General features: G+C 71.3%; 15 protein-coding genes and 1 pseudogene. 6 read left to right on the plus strand and 10 right to left on the minus strand.

Going from position 1 to position 18,354, the window contains the following annotated elements; translation table 11 throughout:
- Positions 1-197: 197 nt before the first annotated feature.
- Positions 198-926 carry a DUF4232 domain-containing protein gene (locus LWJ43_RS18220; RefSeq protein WP_277333293.1) on the minus strand — a complete coding sequence of 243 codons (729 nt, stop codon included), beginning with the start codon at positions 924-926 and terminating at the stop codon, positions 198-200.
- 394 nt (positions 927-1,320) lie between these two features.
- On the opposite strand from LWJ43_RS18220, the gene LWJ43_RS18225 reads away from it, so the two are divergent.
- Positions 1,321-2,811: a transcriptional regulator gene (locus LWJ43_RS18225; protein ID WP_277333294.1), complete on the plus strand. Its 1,491-nt coding sequence runs from the start codon at positions 1,321-1,323 to the stop codon at positions 2,809-2,811.
- Positions 2,812-2,952: 141 nt separating this feature from the next.
- Positions 2,953-3,438 (plus strand): carboxymuconolactone decarboxylase family protein, encoded by a 486-nt coding sequence (locus LWJ43_RS18230; protein WP_277333295.1) that lies wholly within the window; start codon positions 2,953-2,955, stop codon positions 3,436-3,438.
- 82 nt (positions 3,439-3,520) lie between these two features.
- On the opposite strand, the gene argS is transcribed toward LWJ43_RS18230, so the two are convergent.
- Positions 3,521-5,290 carry an arginine--tRNA ligase gene (gene argS, locus LWJ43_RS18235; protein ID WP_277333296.1) on the minus strand — a complete coding sequence of 590 codons (1,770 nt, stop codon included), beginning with the start codon at positions 5,288-5,290 and terminating at the stop codon, positions 3,521-3,523.
- Positions 5,291-5,434: 144 nt separating this feature from the next.
- Here argS and lysS point away from each other — a divergent pair, with 144 nt between their 5' ends.
- Complete coding sequence (gene lysS, locus LWJ43_RS18240; RefSeq protein ID WP_277333297.1) at positions 5,435-7,192, plus strand: lysine--tRNA ligase; 1,758 nt, start codon at positions 5,435-5,437, stop codon at positions 7,190-7,192.
- A 66-nt stretch (positions 7,193-7,258) separates the two neighbouring features.
- On the opposite strand, the gene LWJ43_RS18245 is transcribed toward lysS, so the two are convergent.
- From LWJ43_RS18245 to LWJ43_RS18255, 3 genes are all read right to left on the minus strand, one after another.
- Positions 7,259-8,650 (minus strand): DUF2637 domain-containing protein, encoded by a 1,392-nt coding sequence (locus LWJ43_RS18245; RefSeq protein WP_277333298.1) that lies wholly within the window; start codon positions 8,648-8,650, stop codon positions 7,259-7,261.
- A gap of 181 nt (positions 8,651-8,831) precedes the next feature.
- Positions 8,832-9,641, minus strand: a complete 810-nt coding sequence (locus LWJ43_RS18250; RefSeq protein WP_277333299.1) for a DUF3558 domain-containing protein — start codon at positions 9,639-9,641, stop codon at positions 8,832-8,834.
- Positions 9,642-9,816: 175 nt separating this feature from the next.
- A complete protein-coding gene (locus LWJ43_RS18255; protein WP_277333300.1) occupies positions 9,817-10,635 on the minus strand; it encodes a DUF3558 domain-containing protein in 819 nt (272 codons plus the stop codon).
- 172 nt (positions 10,636-10,807) lie between these two features.
- Here LWJ43_RS18255 and LWJ43_RS18260 point away from each other — a divergent pair, with 172 nt between their 5' ends.
- Positions 10,808-12,001 carry an RtcB family protein gene (locus LWJ43_RS18260; RefSeq protein WP_277333301.1) on the plus strand — a complete coding sequence of 398 codons (1,194 nt, stop codon included), beginning with the start codon at positions 10,808-10,810 and terminating at the stop codon, positions 11,999-12,001.
- 93 nt (positions 12,002-12,094) lie between these two features.
- On the opposite strand, the gene LWJ43_RS18265 is transcribed toward LWJ43_RS18260, so the two are convergent.
- Complete coding sequence (locus tag LWJ43_RS18265; protein WP_277333302.1) at positions 12,095-12,853, minus strand: SDR family NAD(P)-dependent oxidoreductase; 759 nt, start codon at positions 12,851-12,853, stop codon at positions 12,095-12,097.
- Between the two features lie 62 nt (positions 12,854-12,915).
- Positions 12,916-13,251, minus strand: a complete 336-nt coding sequence (locus LWJ43_RS18270) for a YnfA family protein (protein WP_147958930.1) — start codon at positions 13,249-13,251, stop codon at positions 12,916-12,918.
- 206 nt (positions 13,252-13,457) lie between these two features.
- On the opposite strand from LWJ43_RS18270, the gene LWJ43_RS18275 reads away from it, so the two are divergent.
- Positions 13,458-13,955, plus strand: a complete 498-nt coding sequence (locus LWJ43_RS18275) for a hypothetical protein (RefSeq protein WP_277333303.1) — start codon at positions 13,458-13,460, stop codon at positions 13,953-13,955.
- A 67-nt stretch (positions 13,956-14,022) separates the two neighbouring features.
- Here LWJ43_RS18275 and LWJ43_RS18280 read toward each other — a convergent pair.
- From LWJ43_RS18280 to LWJ43_RS18290, 3 genes and pseudogenes are all read right to left on the minus strand, one after another.
- Positions 14,023-14,751: pseudogene (locus LWJ43_RS18280) on the minus strand (Mut7-C RNAse domain-containing protein); the annotation flags it as partial.
- A gap of 149 nt (positions 14,752-14,900) precedes the next feature.
- Complete coding sequence (locus LWJ43_RS18285) at positions 14,901-15,737, minus strand: helix-turn-helix domain-containing protein (protein WP_277333304.1); 837 nt, start codon at positions 15,735-15,737, stop codon at positions 14,901-14,903.
- Positions 15,738-15,887: 150 nt separating this feature from the next.
- Positions 15,888-16,307: a MerR family transcriptional regulator gene (locus tag LWJ43_RS18290; RefSeq protein ID WP_277333305.1), complete on the minus strand. Its 420-nt coding sequence runs from the start codon at positions 16,305-16,307 to the stop codon at positions 15,888-15,890.
- 329 nt (positions 16,308-16,636) lie between these two features.
- On the opposite strand from LWJ43_RS18290, the gene LWJ43_RS18295 reads away from it, so the two are divergent.
- Positions 16,637-18,139 (plus strand): SulP family inorganic anion transporter, encoded by a 1,503-nt coding sequence (locus LWJ43_RS18295; RefSeq protein ID WP_277333306.1) that lies wholly within the window; start codon positions 16,637-16,639, stop codon positions 18,137-18,139.
- Positions 18,140-18,354: the final 215 nt, after the last annotated feature.

Consider the following 18,354-nt stretch of genomic DNA (forward strand, 5'->3'; position numbering starts at 1 on the left):
CAACGAATTGGAAGGTAATGCAACAGCCTCGACGCGTTGCGTTGCAACGGCATGGAGGTGAACGCTTCGTCGGGGTCTCGCGGGTCATCTGCGGGGGTGCGTCGGCCCGGGCACGACGAACGGGCGTGACACCGGTTCCGCGGTGTCACGCCCGTTCAGGAGCTCCGCCCGTCGTGACGGGCCGGTGTGTGGCGAGGTCAGTGCATGAGGGCGTCGTCCATGTCGGTCTGCCAGTAGGTGACCGTCAGCGTGCTGTCGACGTAGACGGCCTTGCTGAGGGACGCGTTCGCGGACGGACCGGTGGACCCGCTCCCCTCGCGGCCCTGGAAGCTCACGGCCACCTTCTTGGTGGAGTAGCCGCCCGAGCCGCTCCCGTCGGCGGAGGACGTCATGACGCCGGCGTACGCGGACTCTCCCGGCAGGACGGTGACGACGGCCTGCGGCTTGCTCTCCTCGATCACCGGCGGGGTGGACTGCGCCTCACCGAACCTCAGGAAGGGGTAGTAGTAGGCGTTGCAGGCCTCCGAGCCGGTGTTGGTCACGGTGAGCAGCATGTGGTTGAGGGGCCGGGGCACGGGCGTGAGCGTCACCTTGGTGTTGCCGCCGTCGCACGCGCGGGTGACAGGGCCGGTGTCCTTCGCGTCGCCCTGCTGCTTGTCCGAGGCGGGGTCGGCCTTCGTCGAACCGGCGCCGGAGGTCTTGCCGGGGTCGGAAGCGGAATCCGAACCGGATGCTGCGCCGCCCTGCGGTGCCGGAGCTTCGGTGCCGCCCTTCGGCTGGGTGCTCGACGTGTCGGGAGCGGTGGTGGACGCGGCGGCGGCCGCCTGGCCGCCGTCCTGGCAGGCCGTCAGGGACAGGGCCGCGATCAGCGCGGCGGTGCCGAGGGCGGAGGTGCGGGCGGCGCGGCGGAAGCGAAGGTTGCGCATGAGACGGTTCTCCCCGTTCGAGATGATGAGTGCCCGGGGCGCCGTTTGGCGCCCTGAGGTGCGGGCGGGTGTACTGGTCGGTGACGCATGATCAGAGGCGTCACAGGAGCGCGACGACGACTGCGATGCAGACGATCAGCACTCCTGTGGCGACCACGTCGGTCAGGCTGAGTTCAGGTCGAGTACGCACAGCGGCTCCCGGGACGGGTAAGGGTGGGACGTACGGGTCGCGGGGAACGCCGCGGTGTGTCCACATCCTTTCCAGCTCCGAATTTCCGTCGCAACGGTTGCCGGGGCATGCGGGACGCTGGAACGCCTTTACCTACTCTGACCTGCGCGGACATCACTTCCCTGGAATGCCTTCCCGGGAAGGAACGGAAGGGGAACGGTCGGGGTGGGCACAGAGATCCAGGACTTCGCGGCGCTGCTCAGGGGGCTGAAGGAGCGGTCCGGTCTCAGCTACGGGGCGCTCGCCCAGAAGCTGCACATGAGCACCTCGACCGTGCACCGCTACTGCAACGGCGACGCCGTTCCCCATGACTACGCGCCGGTCGAACGCTTCGCGAGGGTCTGCCGGGCGTCCTCCGACGAACTGGTGGCACTGCACCGGAGGTGGATCCTCGCCGACGAGGCGAAGCGGCGGGGCGCGCGGAAGCCGGAAGCCGGCGGGGTCGCTGCCCCGTCCCACGTGCAGGACGGCGTTGCTCCGGATCCCGCGGATCCGGGGGCCGTCACCTCCGAGCCCGAGCAGGCCGGTCCCGACAGCTCCGCACCCCGGGCCGGCACCGAAGCGGAAGCACGGGCCGGAGCGGAGCCGAGCGCCGGAGCGGAACCACGGGCCGAAGCGGAACCGAGCGCCGAAGCGGAGCCGAGCGCCGGAGCGGAGCCGAGCGCCGGAGCGGAGCCGGAGGATGTGACGCCCGACAGGCGCCGCCCCGACGCGGTGCCCGCTCCCCGCCGCCGCACCAACCGGAAGCTGCGTGTCCTGCTCACCGCGGTCGCGGTCGTGGCCCTCACCGTCCCCGCGGCCTTCGCCATCCGCGGCCTCGGTGACGACGAGTCCTCCGACCGCGGGCGCACCGACGCGGCGCCCAGCCACGCTCCGGTCGTTCCCACCGGTCGGGCGAGTGCGAGCGCGAGCGCGAAGGAGAGCGCGAGCGCCGGGCCGTCGGCGACGCCCGGCGGCACCGCTTCCCCATCGGCCGGGGGGAGCAGCGCCCCCGCCGGCCCCTCGCCGTCCTCGGGCGGGCAGCGGAGCGGTGGTGGCGTGCCCGTGCACGCCACGATCAGCTCCTACAACTGGGAGTCGCCCTGCGGGCAGTACTACCTGCTCGACCAGGAACCCGACGACGTGCCGCCGCCGCCCGCACCCCAGGACACCCGGGGGTGGGCGCGGGCCCTCGGCGGTGTGGACGGGGGTGACATGAAGCTCGAACTCACCCTCCAGGGGAGCTCGGGCGAGGCCGTCGTGCTGAACGGACTGCACGTCCGGGTGCTGGGGCGCAACGCGGCGCTCGCCCGGTCCGCGTACTCGATGGGGAACGGCTGCGGAGGAGGCGTCACGCCGCAGACCTTCGACATCGACCTGGACGACAGCCGGCCACGTTCGAAGCCCGTCCCCGGGGAGGACGCCGGCGAGGTCGTCCCCGCGAAGGACTTCCCGTACCGGGTGAGCTCCACCGACGTCGAGGTGTTCCACCTCGACGCGCACGTGGAGGGCCACGACGTGACCTGGTACCTGGAGCTGGAGTGGACCAGCGGCGGCAGGAGCGGAACCCTGCGCATCGACGACGGGGGCGAGCCGTTCCGGACGAGCAGCCTCACGGCCCGGCCGGAGTACTACTACCGCGCGGACACGGCCCAGTGGGTGCCCGCGGAGAACTGACGGCGGTGCCGGGGCGCGTCGCCGTTCCGTGACAGCCGCGCGGGGTGGCGTACGTCACGCGGCGGGACTGTCACACGGGGCGGGGCGCCGACGTCTGGTGTTCGTCCAGTGCAACAGCGACACCACAGTGAGGACGACGTCATGGACGCACGGTTCGACATCTTCGAGAACGAGACCGGCCTCAGGTTCGTCAAGCGGTTCGCGGGCGCGGGCCTGGTGATCCAGCAGTCGGCGCTGCCGAAGTCCACGCAGGAGCTGGTCTCGCTGCGTGCCAGCCAGATCAACGGCTGCGGGCACTGCATCGACATGCACGTCAAGGAGGCGGCGGCCGCGGGCGAGAGCGCGGTCCGGCTCCATCTGGTCGCCGCGTGGCGTGAGTCCACCGTCTTCACCGAGGCGGAGCAGGCCGCGCTGGCGCTCGCGGAGGAGGGCACCCGGCTCGCCGACGCCCACCAGGGGGTGTCCGACGAGACCTGGGACCTGGTGCGCGAGCACTACGACGACGACCAGACCGTGGCGCTGGTCTCGCTGGTCGCCCTGATCAACGCGGCCAACCGGCTGGCCGTCATCCTGCACCAGCGGGGTGGTTCGTACGAGGCGGGCATGTTCGCGGACGCGCTCGGCTGAACGCGGAACGGCATCGCCCGTGCGGGACGTGGTCCCGCACGGGCGATCCGTGCTGCTGTCCCCGGCCCGGCGCCGTGGGTGATCAGAGGCGCTCGGGCGTCCTGATGCCGAGCAGCTTCATGCCCTGGTGCAGGGTGCGGGCGGTGAGCTCGACGAGGAACAGCCGGTTCTCGACGACCTCCGCCGGATTCTCGTCGCTCAGCACCTGGCACTGGTCGTAGAACGTGGTGAGGTGCGAGGCCAGCTGGTAGAGGTACGCGGCCAGCTTGTGGGGCTCGTACCCCTCGGCCACCTCCTCCAGGACCGCGCCGAACTGGTCCAGGTGCAGGCCGAGCGCACGCTCCGCCGGGGCCAGCTCCAGCTCCGGGTGCGCGGCGGGCTTCGCGTCGCCCGCCTTGCGCAGGATGGAGCGGATCCGGGCGTAGGCGTACTGGAGGTACACCGACGTGTCGCCGTTCAGCGACACCATCTGGTCCAGGTCGAACTTGTAGTCCCGCACGGCGGAGGTCGACAGGTCGGCGTACTTCACGGCGCCGACGCCGACGTACCGGCCGTTCTCGACGATCTCCTCCTCGGTCAGGCCCACCTTCTCGGCCTTCTCCCGGACCACGGCGGTGGCCCGCTCGACGGCCTCGTCCAGCAGGTCCTCCAGCCGGACGGTGGTGCCCTCACGGGTCTTGAACGGCTTGCCGTCCTTGCCGAGGACGGTGCCGAAGGCCAGCTGGTGCGCCTTGACGCCGTCGTTCAGCCAGCCGGCGCGGCGGGCCGTCTCGAAGACCATCTTGAAGTGCAGGGACTGCCGGGCGTCGACGACGTAGAGGAGGGTGTCGGCCTTGAGGTCCTGCACCCGGTCGCGGATCGCGGAGAGGTCGGTGGCCGCGTAGCCGTAGCCGCCGTTGGTCTTCTTGACGATCAGCGGGACCGGGTTGCCGTCCGGGCCCTTCACGTCGTCGAAGAACACGCAGAGCGCGCCCTCGGAGCGGACGGCGACGCCCGTCTCCTCCAGGATCCGGCAGGTCTCCTCGAGCATGTCGTTGTAGCCCGACTCGCCGACGATGTCGGGGTCGGCGATCTCCATGTCGAGCTTGTCGAAGACCGAGTAGAAGTAGATCTTCGACTCGTCGACGAAGCGCTGCCAGTGCGCGAGCGTCTCCGGCTCACCGGCCTGGAGGGCCACGACGCGGTCACGGGAGCGGGCCTTGAACTCCTCGTCGGAGTCGAACAGGACCCGCGACGCCTTGTAGACGCGGTTCAGCGACGACATCGCGGCTTCGCCGTCCGCCTTGTCGCCCTCGTGCTTCAGCTCGTCCGGGTGCTCGAAGAGGTACTGGATGAGCATGCCGAACTGGGTGCCCCAGTCGCCGATGTGGTGGCGCCGGACGACGTTCTCGCCGGTGAACTCGAGGATCTGGACCATCGCGTCCCCGATGACCGCGGACCGCAGGTGGCCGACGTGCATCTCCTTGGCCACGTTCGGCTGGGCGTAGTCGATCACGGTCGTGCCCGGCGTGGACTTCGGCGGGACGCCGAGCCGGTCGCCGTCGGCGGCCCGCGCGGCGAGCGTGCCGATGATCGCCCGGTCGGTGAGCGTGATGTTCAGGAAGCCGGGGCCGGACACCTCGATGTCCTTGATCAGGTCACCGGCCGGGAGGGCCGCCGTGACCTGGGAGGCCAGCTCGCGCGGGTTTCCCTTGAGCTTCTTGGCGAGCGCGAGGATCCCGTTGGCCTGGAAGTCGGCCCGGTCGCTTCGTCGCAGCAGCGGGTCCGCGGTGCCTGCTTCCGGCAGTGCTGCCGTCAGGGCGTCCGCGAGCTGCTGCTGGAGCGTGGAAGCGAGGGAAGGGACCGAAGCCATGAGCGGCTGCCGTTTCGGTAGAGGACAAGGGATCACCCCAGTATCCCACGGGGCGTAAAGCCGTTTTCGCGCTGCGGTCGGTACCTGGGAGAATGGGGGTGCCCCTAGTGGGCGTCCCCTACGAGTCCTACACGAGAGAAGGACGTGCCGACCGTGGCTTCGAGTCAGAGCAGCACCGAGACCGACTGGGTCTCCCGCTTCGCGGACGATGTCATCGCCGAATCGGAGCGACGTGCGCCTGGCAAACCGGTCGTCGTCGCGTCCGGCCTCTCCCCGTCGGGCCCGATCCACCTGGGCAACCTCCGCGAGGTCATGACCCCGCACCTCGTCGCCGACGAGATCCGCCGCCGCGGTCACACCGTGCGCCACCTGATCTCCTGGGACGACTACGACCGCTACCGCAAGGTGCCGAACGGCGTCGAGGGCGTCGACGACTCCTGGCAGGCGCACATCGGCAAGCCGCTGACGTCGGTGCCCGCCCCGGCCGGGTCGGCGTACCCGAACTGGGCCGAGCACTTCAAGGCCGCCATGACCGAGGCGCTGGACGAGCTGGGCGTCGAGTACGACGGGATCAGCCAGACCGAGCAGTACCTCGCGGGCACCTACCGCGAGCAGATCCTGCACGCGATGAGGCACCGCGCCGACATCGACGCCGTCCTGGACCGCTACCGCACCAAGAAGGACGGCGCTGCGGGCGCGAAGGGCAAGAAGCCGCAGCAGAAGAAGGCCGACGAGGCAGAGCTGGAGGCCGCGGAGGGTTCGGGCGCGGCGGACGAGGACGACGGCAGCTCCGGCTCCGCCGGCTACTTCCCGTACAAGCCGTACTGCGGCAACTGCGAGAAGGACCTCACCGTCGTCACCTCCTACGACGACGACACGACCGAGCTGAACTACACGTGCTCGGCCTGCGGTTTCGCCGAGACGGTCCGGCTGAACGAGTTCAACCGCGGCAAGCTGGTCTGGAAGGTCGACTGGCCGATGCGCTGGGCCTACGAGGGCGTGATCTTCGAGCCCAGCGGCGTGGACCACTCCTCGCCGGGCTCCTCGTTCGTCGTCGGCGGCCAGATCGTGCGCGAGATCTTCGACGGTGTCCAGCCGATCGGGCCGATGTACGCGTTCGTCGGGATCTCCGGCATGGCGAAGATGTCCTCCAGCAAGGGCGGCGTGCCGACCCCGGCCGACGCGCTGAAGATCATGGAGGCGCCGCTGCTGCGCTGGCTGTACGCGCGCCGCAGGCCGAACCAGTCCTTCAAGATCGCCTTCGACCAGGAGATCCAGCGGCTCTACGACGAGTGGGACTCGCTGGCCCGCAAGGTCGCCGACGGCACGGTGCTCCCCGCCGACGCCGCCGCCTACGCCCGGGCCGTCGGCACGGCCGCCGGGGAGCTGCCCAGCACCCCCCACCCGCTGCCGTACCGCACGCTCGCGTCGGTCGCCGACATCACCGCGGGCGCGGAGGACCAGACGCTGCGCATCCTCAGCGAGCTCGACCCCTCGAGCCCGCTGACCTCGCTCGACGAGGCACGGCCCCGCCTCGACCGTGCCGAGAGCTGGATCACCACCCAGGTGCCCGCCGAGGCCCGCACCATCGTGCGCGACGAGCCGGACAAGGAACTGCTCGGCTCCCTGGACGAGCAGGGCCGCGAGTCGCTGCGGCTGCTGCTGGAAGGGCTCGACACGCACTGGTCGCTGGACGGGCTGACCACGCTCGTCTACGGCGTACCGAAGGTGCTGGAGGGCCTGGCGCCGGACGCCAAGCCGACGCCGGAGCTGAAGGTGGCCCAGCGCTCCTTCTTCGCGCTGCTGTACCGGCTGCTCGTCGGCCGTGACACCGGGCCGCGCCTGCCCACGCTCCTCCTCGCGGTCGGGGCGGACCGGGTGCGGACGCTGCTCGGCGCGTAGTCGCTCCTGAAGTGAGAACGGGCGGGCCGCTCAGCGGCCCGCCCGTTTCGTCTGTCCGTTTCCGCTCTACGCGATGTGGTCGGCGGCCATCTCGTTGTCGAAGCGCTGCTTGAAGCCGGGCAGCAGCTTGCGCAGCAGAGCGGCGCTGTGCGGGTGGCGGACGTTGTGACCGTCCGAGAGGTGGATGTCGAGCACCTCGGCGCTCGGGTAGTCCTGGTGCTGATGCGTGTACTCCGTGAACACGTCGTACGCGATCTCGCCGAACTCGATCTCGGTCTGTGCCCATTCGGCCTGGCCGGCCTCCTGCTGCACCGGCTCCGTCTGCCGCTGGTTCTCCGGCTGCTCGTGCGGCTGCCCCTGCTCGGGCTCCGCGGCTCGGGGGTGCGGGAACGCTCCGATCGTGCCCACGTTGCCGAGCGGGCGGGTCCGGCCGGGGACGCCCGAGGGGACCATCACGGGGCTGGAGTCCGTGCCCTCGTCGTACTCGGGGTCGTACCCGCCTTCGTACGCCTCGTCCTTGGGCGCCGCGAACCACGGGCTGTTGTGCGAGCCGGGGCCCTCCTGCGGGTACTGCTGCTCGAACTCGTCCTGCTGGACGAAGCGGTCCTGCTGTTCGTACTCGTCCTGCCGGTCGTACTCGTCCTGCTGGTACCGGTGGGGCCGGTCCTGCCGGGGGGCGTGCTCCTGCTCGCCCTGGGGCTGCGGGGCGTAGGGGAGTTGGGGGTGCTGCCCGGACTCCACGGCTGCCGGGACCGGCGGCAGCAGGGCCGGCTCGATGCCCGCCGCGGCGAGGCCGGCGGGGGCGGTCTCGGCGAGCGGGACGCCGTACTTCGCCAGGCGCAGCGGCATCATCGACTCGACGGGCGCCTTGCGGCGCCAGTTGCGGCCGAAGCGCGCCTGGAGGCGGGCCTGGTAGATCAGCCGGTCCTGTTCGAGCTTGATGACCTGCTCGTAACTGCGCAGCTCCCACAGCTTCATCCGGCGCCACAGCTTGAAGGTGGGGACGGGGGAGAGCAGCCAGCGGGTGAGGCGGACACCCTCCATGTGCTTGTCGGCCGTGATGTCCGCGATCCGGCCCACGGCGTGCCGTGCGGCCTCCACGGCGACGACGAACAGGATCGGGATCACCGCGTGCATCCCGGTGCCCAGCGGGTCGGGCCAGGCCGCCGCGCCGTTGAAGGCGATCGTCGCCGCGGTCAGCAGCCACGCGGTCTGACGCAGCAGCGGGAACGGGATGCGCATCCACGTCAGCAGCAGGTCCAGTGCGAGCAGGACGCAGATGCCCGCGTCGATGCCGATCGGGAAGACCACCGAGAACTCGCCGAAGCCCTTTTCCTCCGCGAGTTCGCGCACGGCGGCGTACGAGCCCGCGAAACCGATCGCGGCGATGAGCACGGCGCCGGCGACGACCACCCCGATGAGCACGCGGTGTGTGCGTGTCAGCTGCATTGCGGCCACCCGCGATCCCCTCCCGACTTCGATGGACCGGGTCCAGTTCGGCACCCGGCGCGGGCACAGCCTGGCACATGCCCGCCGGGCGTGCTGCGTGGGGAGGGGCCGAAGCCCGGTGCTCGTGGGAGCACCGGGCTTCGGTGAGGCGCCTGTGGGCAGGAGTGTTCGCGTTCCGCCCGAGGTCAGATCACGACTTGTCGTCGGCCTTGGCCGAGGACGATGCCGATGCCTTGGACGACGGCGAGGCCGGCGCCTTGGAGGACGGCGTGGCCGAGGACTTCTCCGTGTCGCCGGTGGCGCCGACCGCGGCGACGGCCTCCTTGGCGGCCTTCTGCGCGCCCTTCAGGATGTCGGCGGCGGCAGGCGTCTTGGCGCCCGCGAACCCGGCCCCGTTGTAGGTGACGCTGACGACGACGTTGCCGGTGCGGGCGACCACCGTCGCGTACTCGAAGTCCTCCTTGGACTTCGTGAGGCCGTAGGTCACGGAGGTGGCCTGCTCGCCGAGACCGGTCGCGGGCTTGGCGGCCGCCTTCTCGGCGCCCTCGGTCGCCTGGGCCTTCGCGACCTGCTTCGTGTACTCGTCCGTCGCGCGCTTGGCGCCGCTGCCCAGGGACTGGTCCGAGTCGAAGCGGGTGTAGCCGACGTCGAGCCAGCGGTACTGGGAGCCCTTGACGCCGTTGTCGTCGAGGCCGTTCCAGGAGCAGCCGCCGCGGGTCGCGGTGTCGCTGGACTTGCCTGTCGTGCCGCCCTTGTTCTTCGCCTTCGGGACCAGGTCCTCGATCGTCTTCTTGCCGAGCGACGCGCAGGCGTCGGGCAGTTCGGTGAACTTCGCGGGCTCGACGGTGGGCTCGGTCTTCTTCGCGCTCGGGGAGTTCGAGGCGCCCGAGCCCGAGTCCTTCGCGTCGCCGGAGTCCGACGAGCAGCCGGCGACGACGAGCATCACCGGGACGGCGGCGCAGGCGAGTATGCGGGACAGTCGCGGGGCTGATCGGTGCATGGTTCCTTCACTCGGACGGCACGGCGGTGTCGGTCGTGCGGGCGGTCGGGCGGTGAGTCGGTCGGGCGGTACGTCGGTCGGGGGCCACGGTACGACGGACCGCGACCGGATGCCGCCTTCGTGCGGATCCCCCGGAGGGAGCCGTGGCACCCCTCGGGGGACCGCCGCGGTCCGTTCAGTCGCTGAGGGTGTCGGCCAGATTCCGCGCCAGGGCCTGGGCCTTCTCCTGCAGTTCCCTGCTGTCGGGCACCTCGGTGACGCGGGCCGGCTGCTCGGTGTACTGGACGGTCACGATGACGTTCGATGTGCGGAATACCACGCTCACGGTGCGGTGCTGGGCGGTGGAACCCGCCCGGGTGAGCTCATCGTCCAGGTACGCGGCGTCCCCGAGTCCGTCGAGCAGCCGCGGCCGGAGATCCGCGTCCGGGCCGGTGCCCGTGCTGCTGCCGGACGGGGCGGCGGAGGGCGTGGCGGAGGAGGAGCCGCTCGGGGAGCCGGACGGCGTGCCGCCGGCCGGCTTGGAGGCCGGTCCGCCGGGCGTCTCGCTGGGGGTGACGCCGGACGGAGCGGGGAGCGCGGCAGCCTCCTGCTTCTTCGCGTACACGTCCCGGGCGCGGTCGTCGTCGCTCACCGCGGGGTCGTACGACACGACGCGCTCGAAGTCGATGGACAGGTTCCGGGAGGCGTCCTGGGCGTCCGACTTCCAGCGGCAGCCGACCTTGCGGTCCGTGTCGTAGGTGACGGTGGCGGTGCCCTCGTACACCTTGTCCTGCTGCTCCCCGGGCAGCGTGGCGGTGCCCGGCAGCAGGTCCCGGAGGGTGGAACGCGGTACGGCACGGCAGGATTCGGGCAGCGTCCGGTACTTCCCGGGAGGCGCGGCCGTGACCGTCGGGCTGCCGGGCTTGCTGTCGGCGGCGGGGTCGTCGGCGTCGGAGCCGGCGCTGCAGCCGGCGACGAGCGCTGCGAGAAGCGCGACGCCGGGTACGTACGCCATGTGTCGCACGGTCCCAGGCTCCCTTCGGTACGAAAACGGGTTGCCGCTCGATGGCGGCCGATGGACACAATGTGTATCGCACGCGCCGCTGTGAATGCCGGTCGGCCGACCTTTATGCCGACCTCGGCACCGGTTTTGCGCTTTCAGTCTTTTTCGGGGGAATCGAGGGGTTATGTCATATGTAGAGGTACCGGGTGCGCAGGTTCCCATCCGTATGTGGGCGGATCCGGCGTCGGTCGAGGACGTCGCGATGCAGCAGTTGCGGAACGTGTCCACGCTGCCCTGGATCAAGGGTCTCGCCGTCATGCCGGACGTCCACTTCGGCAAGGGAGCGACCGTCGGTTCGGTGATCGCGATGCACGGCGCGGTCTGCCCGGCAGCGGTGGGCGTGGACATCGGCTGCGGGATGTCGGCAGTGAAGACGTCGCTCACGGCCAACGACCTGCCGGGAGACCTCTCGCGGCTCCGGTCGAAGATCGAGCAGGCGATTCCGGTGGGCCGGGGGATGCACGACACCACCGTCGACCCGGGGAAGCTCCACGGCTTCCCGACCTCCGGCTGGGACGACTTCTGGTCGCGGTTCGACGGGATCGCCGACGCGGTCAAGTTCCGGCAGGACCGGGCCACCAAGCAGATGGGGACGCTCGGGAGCGGGAACCACTTCATCGAGTTCTGCCTCGACGAGGCGGGATCGGTGTGGCTGATGCTGCACTCCGGCTCCCGGAACATCGGCAAGGAGCTCGCCGACTTCCACATCGGGCAGGCCCAGAAGCTTCCGCACAACCAGGGCCTCGTCGACCGTGACCTGGCGGTCTTCATCGCGGACACCCCGCAGATGGCGGCCTACCGCAACGACCTGTTCTGGGCCCAGGAGTACGCGAAGTACAACCGTTCGATCATGATGGGGCTCTTCCAGGACGTGGTCCGGAAGGAGTTCAAGAAGGCCCGGGTCATGTTCGAGCCGGTCATCTCCTGCCACCACAACTACGTGTCGGAGGAGCGGTACGACGGCATGGACCTGCTGGTCACCCGGAAGGGAGCGATCCGCGCCGGCTCGGGGGAGTTCGGGATCATCCCCGGTTCCATGGGGACCGGCTCGTACATCGTGAAGGGGCTGGGGAACGCGAAGTCGTTCAACTCCGCCTCGCACGGCGCGGGCCGGCGGATGAGCAGGAACGCGGCGAAGCGGAGGTTCTCGACGCAGGACCTGGAGGACCAGACGCGGGGCGTGGAGTGCCGCAAGGACTCCGGCGTGGTGGACGAGATCCCGGCGGCGTACAAGCCGATCGAGCAGGTCATCGATCAGCAGCGGGATCTGGTCGAGGTCGTCGCGAAGCTCAAGCAGGTCGTGTGCGTGAAGGGCTGAGGCCGGTCGCCTCACCCGGACGGCGGGCACCGTCCGGAGGTCAGGCCCCGGACCCCTGCGGCGGGGGTCCGGGGCTCGCCTCGGCCGTCGGCCTCAGAGCGTGCGGTGGACCTTGGAGTTGGAGGCCTGGGCGCGGGGCCGGACCACCAGGAGGTCGATGTTGACGTGGCTGGGGCGGGTGACGGCCCAGGTGATCGTGTCGGCCACGTCGTCGGCGGAGAGCGGGGCGTCGACGCCCGCGTAGATCTTGGCGGCCTTCTCCGTGTCGCCGCGGAAGCGGGTGGTGGCGAACTCGTCGGTCTTGACCATGCCGGGCGCGACCTCGATCACGCGGACCGGGGTTCCGACGATCTCCAGGCGGAGGGTCTCCGCCAGCACGTGCTCGCCGTGCTTGGCGGCGACGTAACCGCCGCCGCCCTCGTAGGTGGAGAGGCCGGCCGTCGAGGAGAGGATCACGACGGTGCCGTCCCCGCTCGCGGTCAGGGCGGGGAGCAGGGCCTGGGTGACGTTGAGCGTGCCGATGACGTTGGTCTCGTACATCTGGCGCCAGTCGGCCGGATCGCCCGTGGCGACGGGGTCGGCGCCCAGTGCGCCGCCCGCGTTGTTGACGAGGACGGCCAGGGAGCGGAACGCCGTGGCGAACTCGTCGACCGCCGCGCGGTCGGTGACGTCCAGGGCGTACGCCGTCGCCTTGTGCCCGGCCTCGGTGAGCTCGGCGGCCAGTGTCTCGATGCGGTCCTTGCGGCGTGCGGTGAGCACCACGCGGTATCCGGCGGCGGCCAGCTGCCTGGCGGTCGCGGCACCGATGCCGCTGCTCGCGCCGGTGATGACGGCGATGGGGGTGGCGGCCATGCGAACTCCTCGGACAGCTGATCGGTACGGGGCCAGGATAGGCGGGCGCTCCGGGGGCGGGCTCAGTGGTTTCGGGGGGCGTACATGATCAAAGCCATGCCGGCCAGGCAGATCAGCGCGCCGGTCACGTCCCAGCGGTCCGGGCGGTAACCGTCGGCGACCATGCCCCAGGCGATCGAACCGGCGACGAACACCCCGCCGTACGCCGCGAGGATGCGGCCGAAGTCACCGTCCGGCTGGAGCGTGGCCACGAATCCGTAGGCCCCGAGAGCGATGACGCCCGCTCCGATCCAGATCCATCCCCGGTGCTCGCGTACGCCCTGCCAGACGAGCCAGGCACCTCCGATCTCGAAGAGCGCGGCTACGACGAAGAGTGCGATGGAGCGGGCGACGAGCATGGGCCCAGCGTGTCATGAGGGTGCGCGGCCACCGGTGGGAGGGAACCGGTAGGACGACCCGGGCCCGGGGCGGTGTCCGTGCGGCGGCGTCCGCGGGAGAGGGCCGGCGAACGGTTCCGGCGGTGACGGTGGGCCGTGCGGGTGGGGGAGCGTGGCGAACCCGTCATCGAGCAGGGGCGATTGCCGGTCATCGGTATGTTCCGCGCATGCGAGTGACGCGAGGAGTCCGGAAGGTGGCCGCCGTCGCGGCGGTCGCGGTGGTCGTGGTGCTGGGTCCGGGGCTGTCCGCCGTGGCCGAGCCGGCACCCAGGGGGTTCGCCCCGGAGGCCGACGTGGCCCATCACGGCCGCGTCTCGCTCCGGGAGGAGCGGATCGAGGTCCGGCTGCGGACGGGGAACCGGGGGCCGTCGCCGCTCGCCGACGCGACGGTGCGACTGCGCTTCTCCGCCCCGCTCGCCGTCGGACAGCTGTTGCCCCAGGGCTGCCTGCGCAGCGGCAGCCGGACGGTGCTGTGCGGGACCGGCCCGCTGGGCGTGTCCGGGGAGGCGCGCCGCACCGCTCTCGGGCTGCGTCTGACGGGACGGCCGGCCGAGGTCGCGGTGCGGGTGGACACCGTGTGGAACGGCGGTGCCAGCGACCGGAACCGGCGCAACGACACGCATGAGGTGCTGGTGCTTTCCACGGGTGACGCGTACGTCTTCTGAGGCGCCGTCCGCCCGCGCCCGTCAGCCCGGTCCGCCCGCGCCGTCCCAGGCGGTCGGCGTCCGGTCCCCCCGACCCGCCGAACTCGCGTACGGCGTCCTCCACGACGGCTTCCAGCCGGGCGTGGTGGGCGCCCCGCCAGTACACCCGTCCACAGGCGGCGCACTGCGCGAACACGTCGTAGGACGCCTGCGTGCCCTGCTCCAGCTGAGAGCTCACCGATTCCTTGTCGGCCGCTGTCAGCTCCCCGTTGCAGGCCGTGCAGCGTGTCCACGGAGCGAGCACGGGGGCGAAGCGGCCCAGCACGTCCCGGAGCTGATCGTCCGGCCGGTCGCTGTAGACGTAGGCCCCCGCCCAGATCTCCCTGCGGCGGAGCAGCCCCCGGTCGCGGGAGAGCATGACGCGCCGCTGCTCGGCCGAGAGGGCGGCCAGCGCGGGGTCGCCGATGTCCTCGCTCTCGTACGCGGCGTCGACGCCCAGGAGGCGCAACCGCCGGGCGAGCGTGCCCAGATGGACGTCGAGCAGGAAGCGCAGTGGCGCGCCGGGGACCTGCTGGGGGCGCCGCACCGCCCGGACCTCGACCAGTTCGCCCGCGCCGGGGATGTGGGACACCGGCACGGGGCTTCCGTCGACGAGGAGTTGCCCGGCCTCGGTGAGCGGGATGCCCAGGGACTCCACGACATGTCCGAGGGTCGATGAGCCGTCCGTGGTGACGGCCGTGCGTCCGCGGCGGCGGTCATGGGCGACGAAGAGCCGCAGTTCCGGGGCTACTTCGAGGGTGATCTCGGGTCCGTTCACCTGGTCAGGATGCCATCGGGCCGGGCGCGGCAGCGAGAGGTTTCCCGCTGACGGGCGACGGCCGACGCGCGAGGGCCGGTCCGGGGGACCGGCGCGGGGGACCGGCGCGGGGGCCGGAGCCCTGGGGCAGGCGGGCGGCCGGGCAGGCGTCAGCGCTGCGCGAAGGCCGCCGGGGGGACACCCACCGTGGCGGTGAAGTCCCGCACCAGGTGCGCCTGGTCGCTGTAGCCGAGATCGGCGGCGAGCCGCGCCCAGTCGGGATCCGGGTCCGATCCGGCGCGTTGCAGGGCCTCGTGGATGCGGTGGCGGAGGATGACCCACTTGGGCCCGACCCCCACACAGGTGGAGAACAGCCGTTGCAGCGAGCGCACGGAGAGTCCGCCCGCCCGGGCGAGGGCGTCCACCCGCAGCAACGAGCGGTCCGTGCGCACGAGCTCGGCGAGTTCGGTCGCGAGTGCCGCCTGCGGGTCCGGCTGCGGAAGGAGGGAGAGTACGTACGAGTCCAGAGCCGCGACCCGGGCGTCCTCGTCGGCCGGATCGAGCACGGCCGGCACGGTCGCCGAGGCGGAGGGAACGTTCCCGGGCGCGGCGAGCACCTCGTCGGCGGGGATCCGGCGCCCGGTCCACTCCGAGACGGGCAGCCGCGGGGCGAACTGCCGGAAGGCGCCGGGCCGGAACTTCACCCCGCACACCCGCCCCCTGCCCTCCAGCCGCTGGCTGAAGAGCCCCTGCACGACGCCGTAGACCTCGGCGGAGCCCGCGCGCTGGACCTCGCTGCCCGACTCCATCCGTTCGAAGACCAGGTGGACGCTCGGGTGCGGCACCACGCGTGAGGTGTAGGGCTCCGACAGGTCCCAGTCGATCAGCCAGTAGTGCTCCAGGTGCCGCCGCAGAGCCGGTGCGGGGTCACGAAGACGGAAGCGCACGCGGGTGAACAGGTCGGGGGCGTCGACGATGCCCCGCGTCTCTCGTCCAGGTCCGGCCATGGTCGGATCCTAGGTCGCACGGGTGCCGCCCCTGGCGTGTTTCTTCGACACGCCGTGCCGGGCGGGCGTAGCTCTCCGCCCCGGTGGTGTGCGCGTGAGTGGGCGCCCGGCCGAGCGCGAGGTGCGCCCCGGCGGCGGTGGCCGTGGTGGTCACCCCTGCGGCGGCCCGCTCCGGTCCAGGCGGGTGCGCAGGGTCAGGGCGAACTCCTCCGCCCTCGCCAGCTGGACCCGCAGCTTGGCGACCTGCTCGCTCGCGGACCGTTCGTACGCGCGCACCCGCTCCAGGAGTTCGTCGCGCTCGTCCGGCGCCGCTTCCCCACCTTCGTCGAGACGGTCGACCGCCTCGAGCAGGTCCCGCATCTCGTCCAGGCTGAAGCCGAGGGGCTTCATCCGGCGGACGACCATCAGCCGTGCCACGTCGGCCTCGGTGTACAGCCGGAACCCGCCGCGGGAGCGGGCCGAGGGTGTCACGAGCCCGGTCTCCTCGTAGTGCCGGATCGTGCGCAGTGACAGCTCGGTGCGCGCGGCGACCTCGCCGATCTGCATGTGCTCGCTGCTCACGGTGACCATGTGCCCTCTCGACTCCCGCCGCGACCAGGGGAGGACGGCGTTCCGATCCCTACCCTAACGTTAGGGTAGAGTTGCACGGCGCCAGGTACCCGGGGCCGACGACGCCTCCGGCGCGATCCGGCGCCCCGTGCGAAGGGGGTCCGGCGCGTTCCGGCCGAGCCCGTGCCGTCCGCACGGCCGCTCTCCGTGAGCCCGGCGGCAGCGGTGCGCTCCGCCCCGAAGTACTCGTCCGCGGTCGCGGACGAACCGCGGGAAGCCCTCCGGCCTCCGCGTCCTGTGCACGTCCCGGTCCGCCGGGCCTGCCCGAGCAACGACAGGTCACGTCTCCCTTGCCTGCATCCGTACTGTCCCCGGCCGGCCGGCTGCGTGGCTTCCGGCCGTCCTGGCTGTCCCCGAAGGTCTTCCGCACGGAGGTCCTGGCCGGTCTCGTCGTGGGGCTCGCACTGATCCCCGAGGCGATCTCGTTCTCGATCATCGCCGGGGTGGACCCCGCCGTCGGTCTGTTCGCCGCCTTCACGATGGCCGTCGTCATCTCCGTCGTCGGCGGCAGGCCCGCGATGATCTCCGCCGCGACCGGCGCGGTCGCCCTCGTCATCGCCCCGCTCAACCGGGAGCACGGATTCGGCTACCTGATCGCGGGCGTCATCCTGGGCGGGGTCTTCCAGGTCGTACTCGGCGCGCTCGGTGTCGCCAGGCTGATGAGGTTCGTGCCCCGCAGCGTGATGGTCGGCTTCGTCAACGCGCTGGCGATCCTGGTCTTCATGGGGCAGGTCCCCGAGCTGAGCGACGTCCCCTGGCCGGTGTATCCGCTGGTCGTCGGCGGGCTGGTCCTGATGGTGCTGTTCCCGCGGATCACCAGGGCGGTCCCGGCCCCGCTGGTCTCCATCGTCATCCTCACGGCGATCACCGTCGCCGCCGGCATCGCGGTGCCGACGGTCGGCGACAAGGGCGAGCTGCCCTCGTCCCTGCCGGTGCCCGGCCTGCCCGACGTGCCCTTCACCCTGGACACCCTGACGACCGTCGCCCCCTACGCGCTGGCCATGGCGCTGGTCGGCCTGATGGAGTCGCTGATGACGGCGAAGCTGGTCGACGAGATCACCGACACCCACTCCAGCAAGACCCGCGAGTCGATCGGCCAGGGCGTCGCCAACATCGTGACCGGCTTCCTCGGCGGCATGGGCGGCTGCGCGATGATCGGCCAGACCATGATCAACGTGAAGGTCTCCGGTGCCCGTACGCGGCTTTCCACGTTCTTCGCGGGCGTCTTCCTGATGGTGCTGTGCATCGCGTTCGGGCCGCTCGTCTCCCGTATCCCGATGGCGGCCCTCGTCGCGGTGATGGTCATGGTGTGTTTCGCGACCTTCGACTGGCATTCGATCGCACCGGGGACGCTCAGGCGGATGCCGGCCGGCGAGATCGTGGTGATGGTCGTCACGGTGGTCTGTGTCGTCGCCACCGAGAACCTCGCCGTCGGTGTCGTCGTCGGCTCGGTCACCGCGATGGTCATATTCGCCAGGCGGGTCGCCCACCTCGCCGATGTCACGTCCGTCACCGACGCGGACGGGGGCCGGATCGTCTACTCCGTCTTCGGGGAACTCTTCTTCGCCTCGTCCAACGACCTCGTCGGACGCTTCGACTACGCCGCCGATCCCCGGTCGGTCGTCATCGACCTGACCTCGGCACACATCTGGGACGCCTCCTCGGTCGCGACGCTGGACGCCATCACCACGAAGTACGAACAGCGGGGGAAGAGCGTCGAGATCATCGGTCTCAACGAGCGGAGTGCCGACCTCCACGGCTCCCTCAGCGGCCGGCTCGCCGGTGGCTCCTGACGCACCCCGTGACCCTGCGCCGGGATGTCCGGAGCGGGCGCCGGTGTGACCGGGCCGCGCGGGGAAGAGGTCCGACGGGGACGGGGCGGGGCGGACGATATCAGGCATTTCATGCGATCCGTGTGCCTGGCGTGAAGCTCTTCGGGAGAGATGGCGCACACGCCGTTCCGCCGTCGTCCCGGCGTGGACGGGCGGGTTGCCATTCGTGCCCCGAC

The organism is Streptomyces sp. JH34 (assembly GCF_029428875.1).
GTDB lineage: Bacteria > Actinomycetota > Actinomycetes > Streptomycetales > Streptomycetaceae > Streptomyces.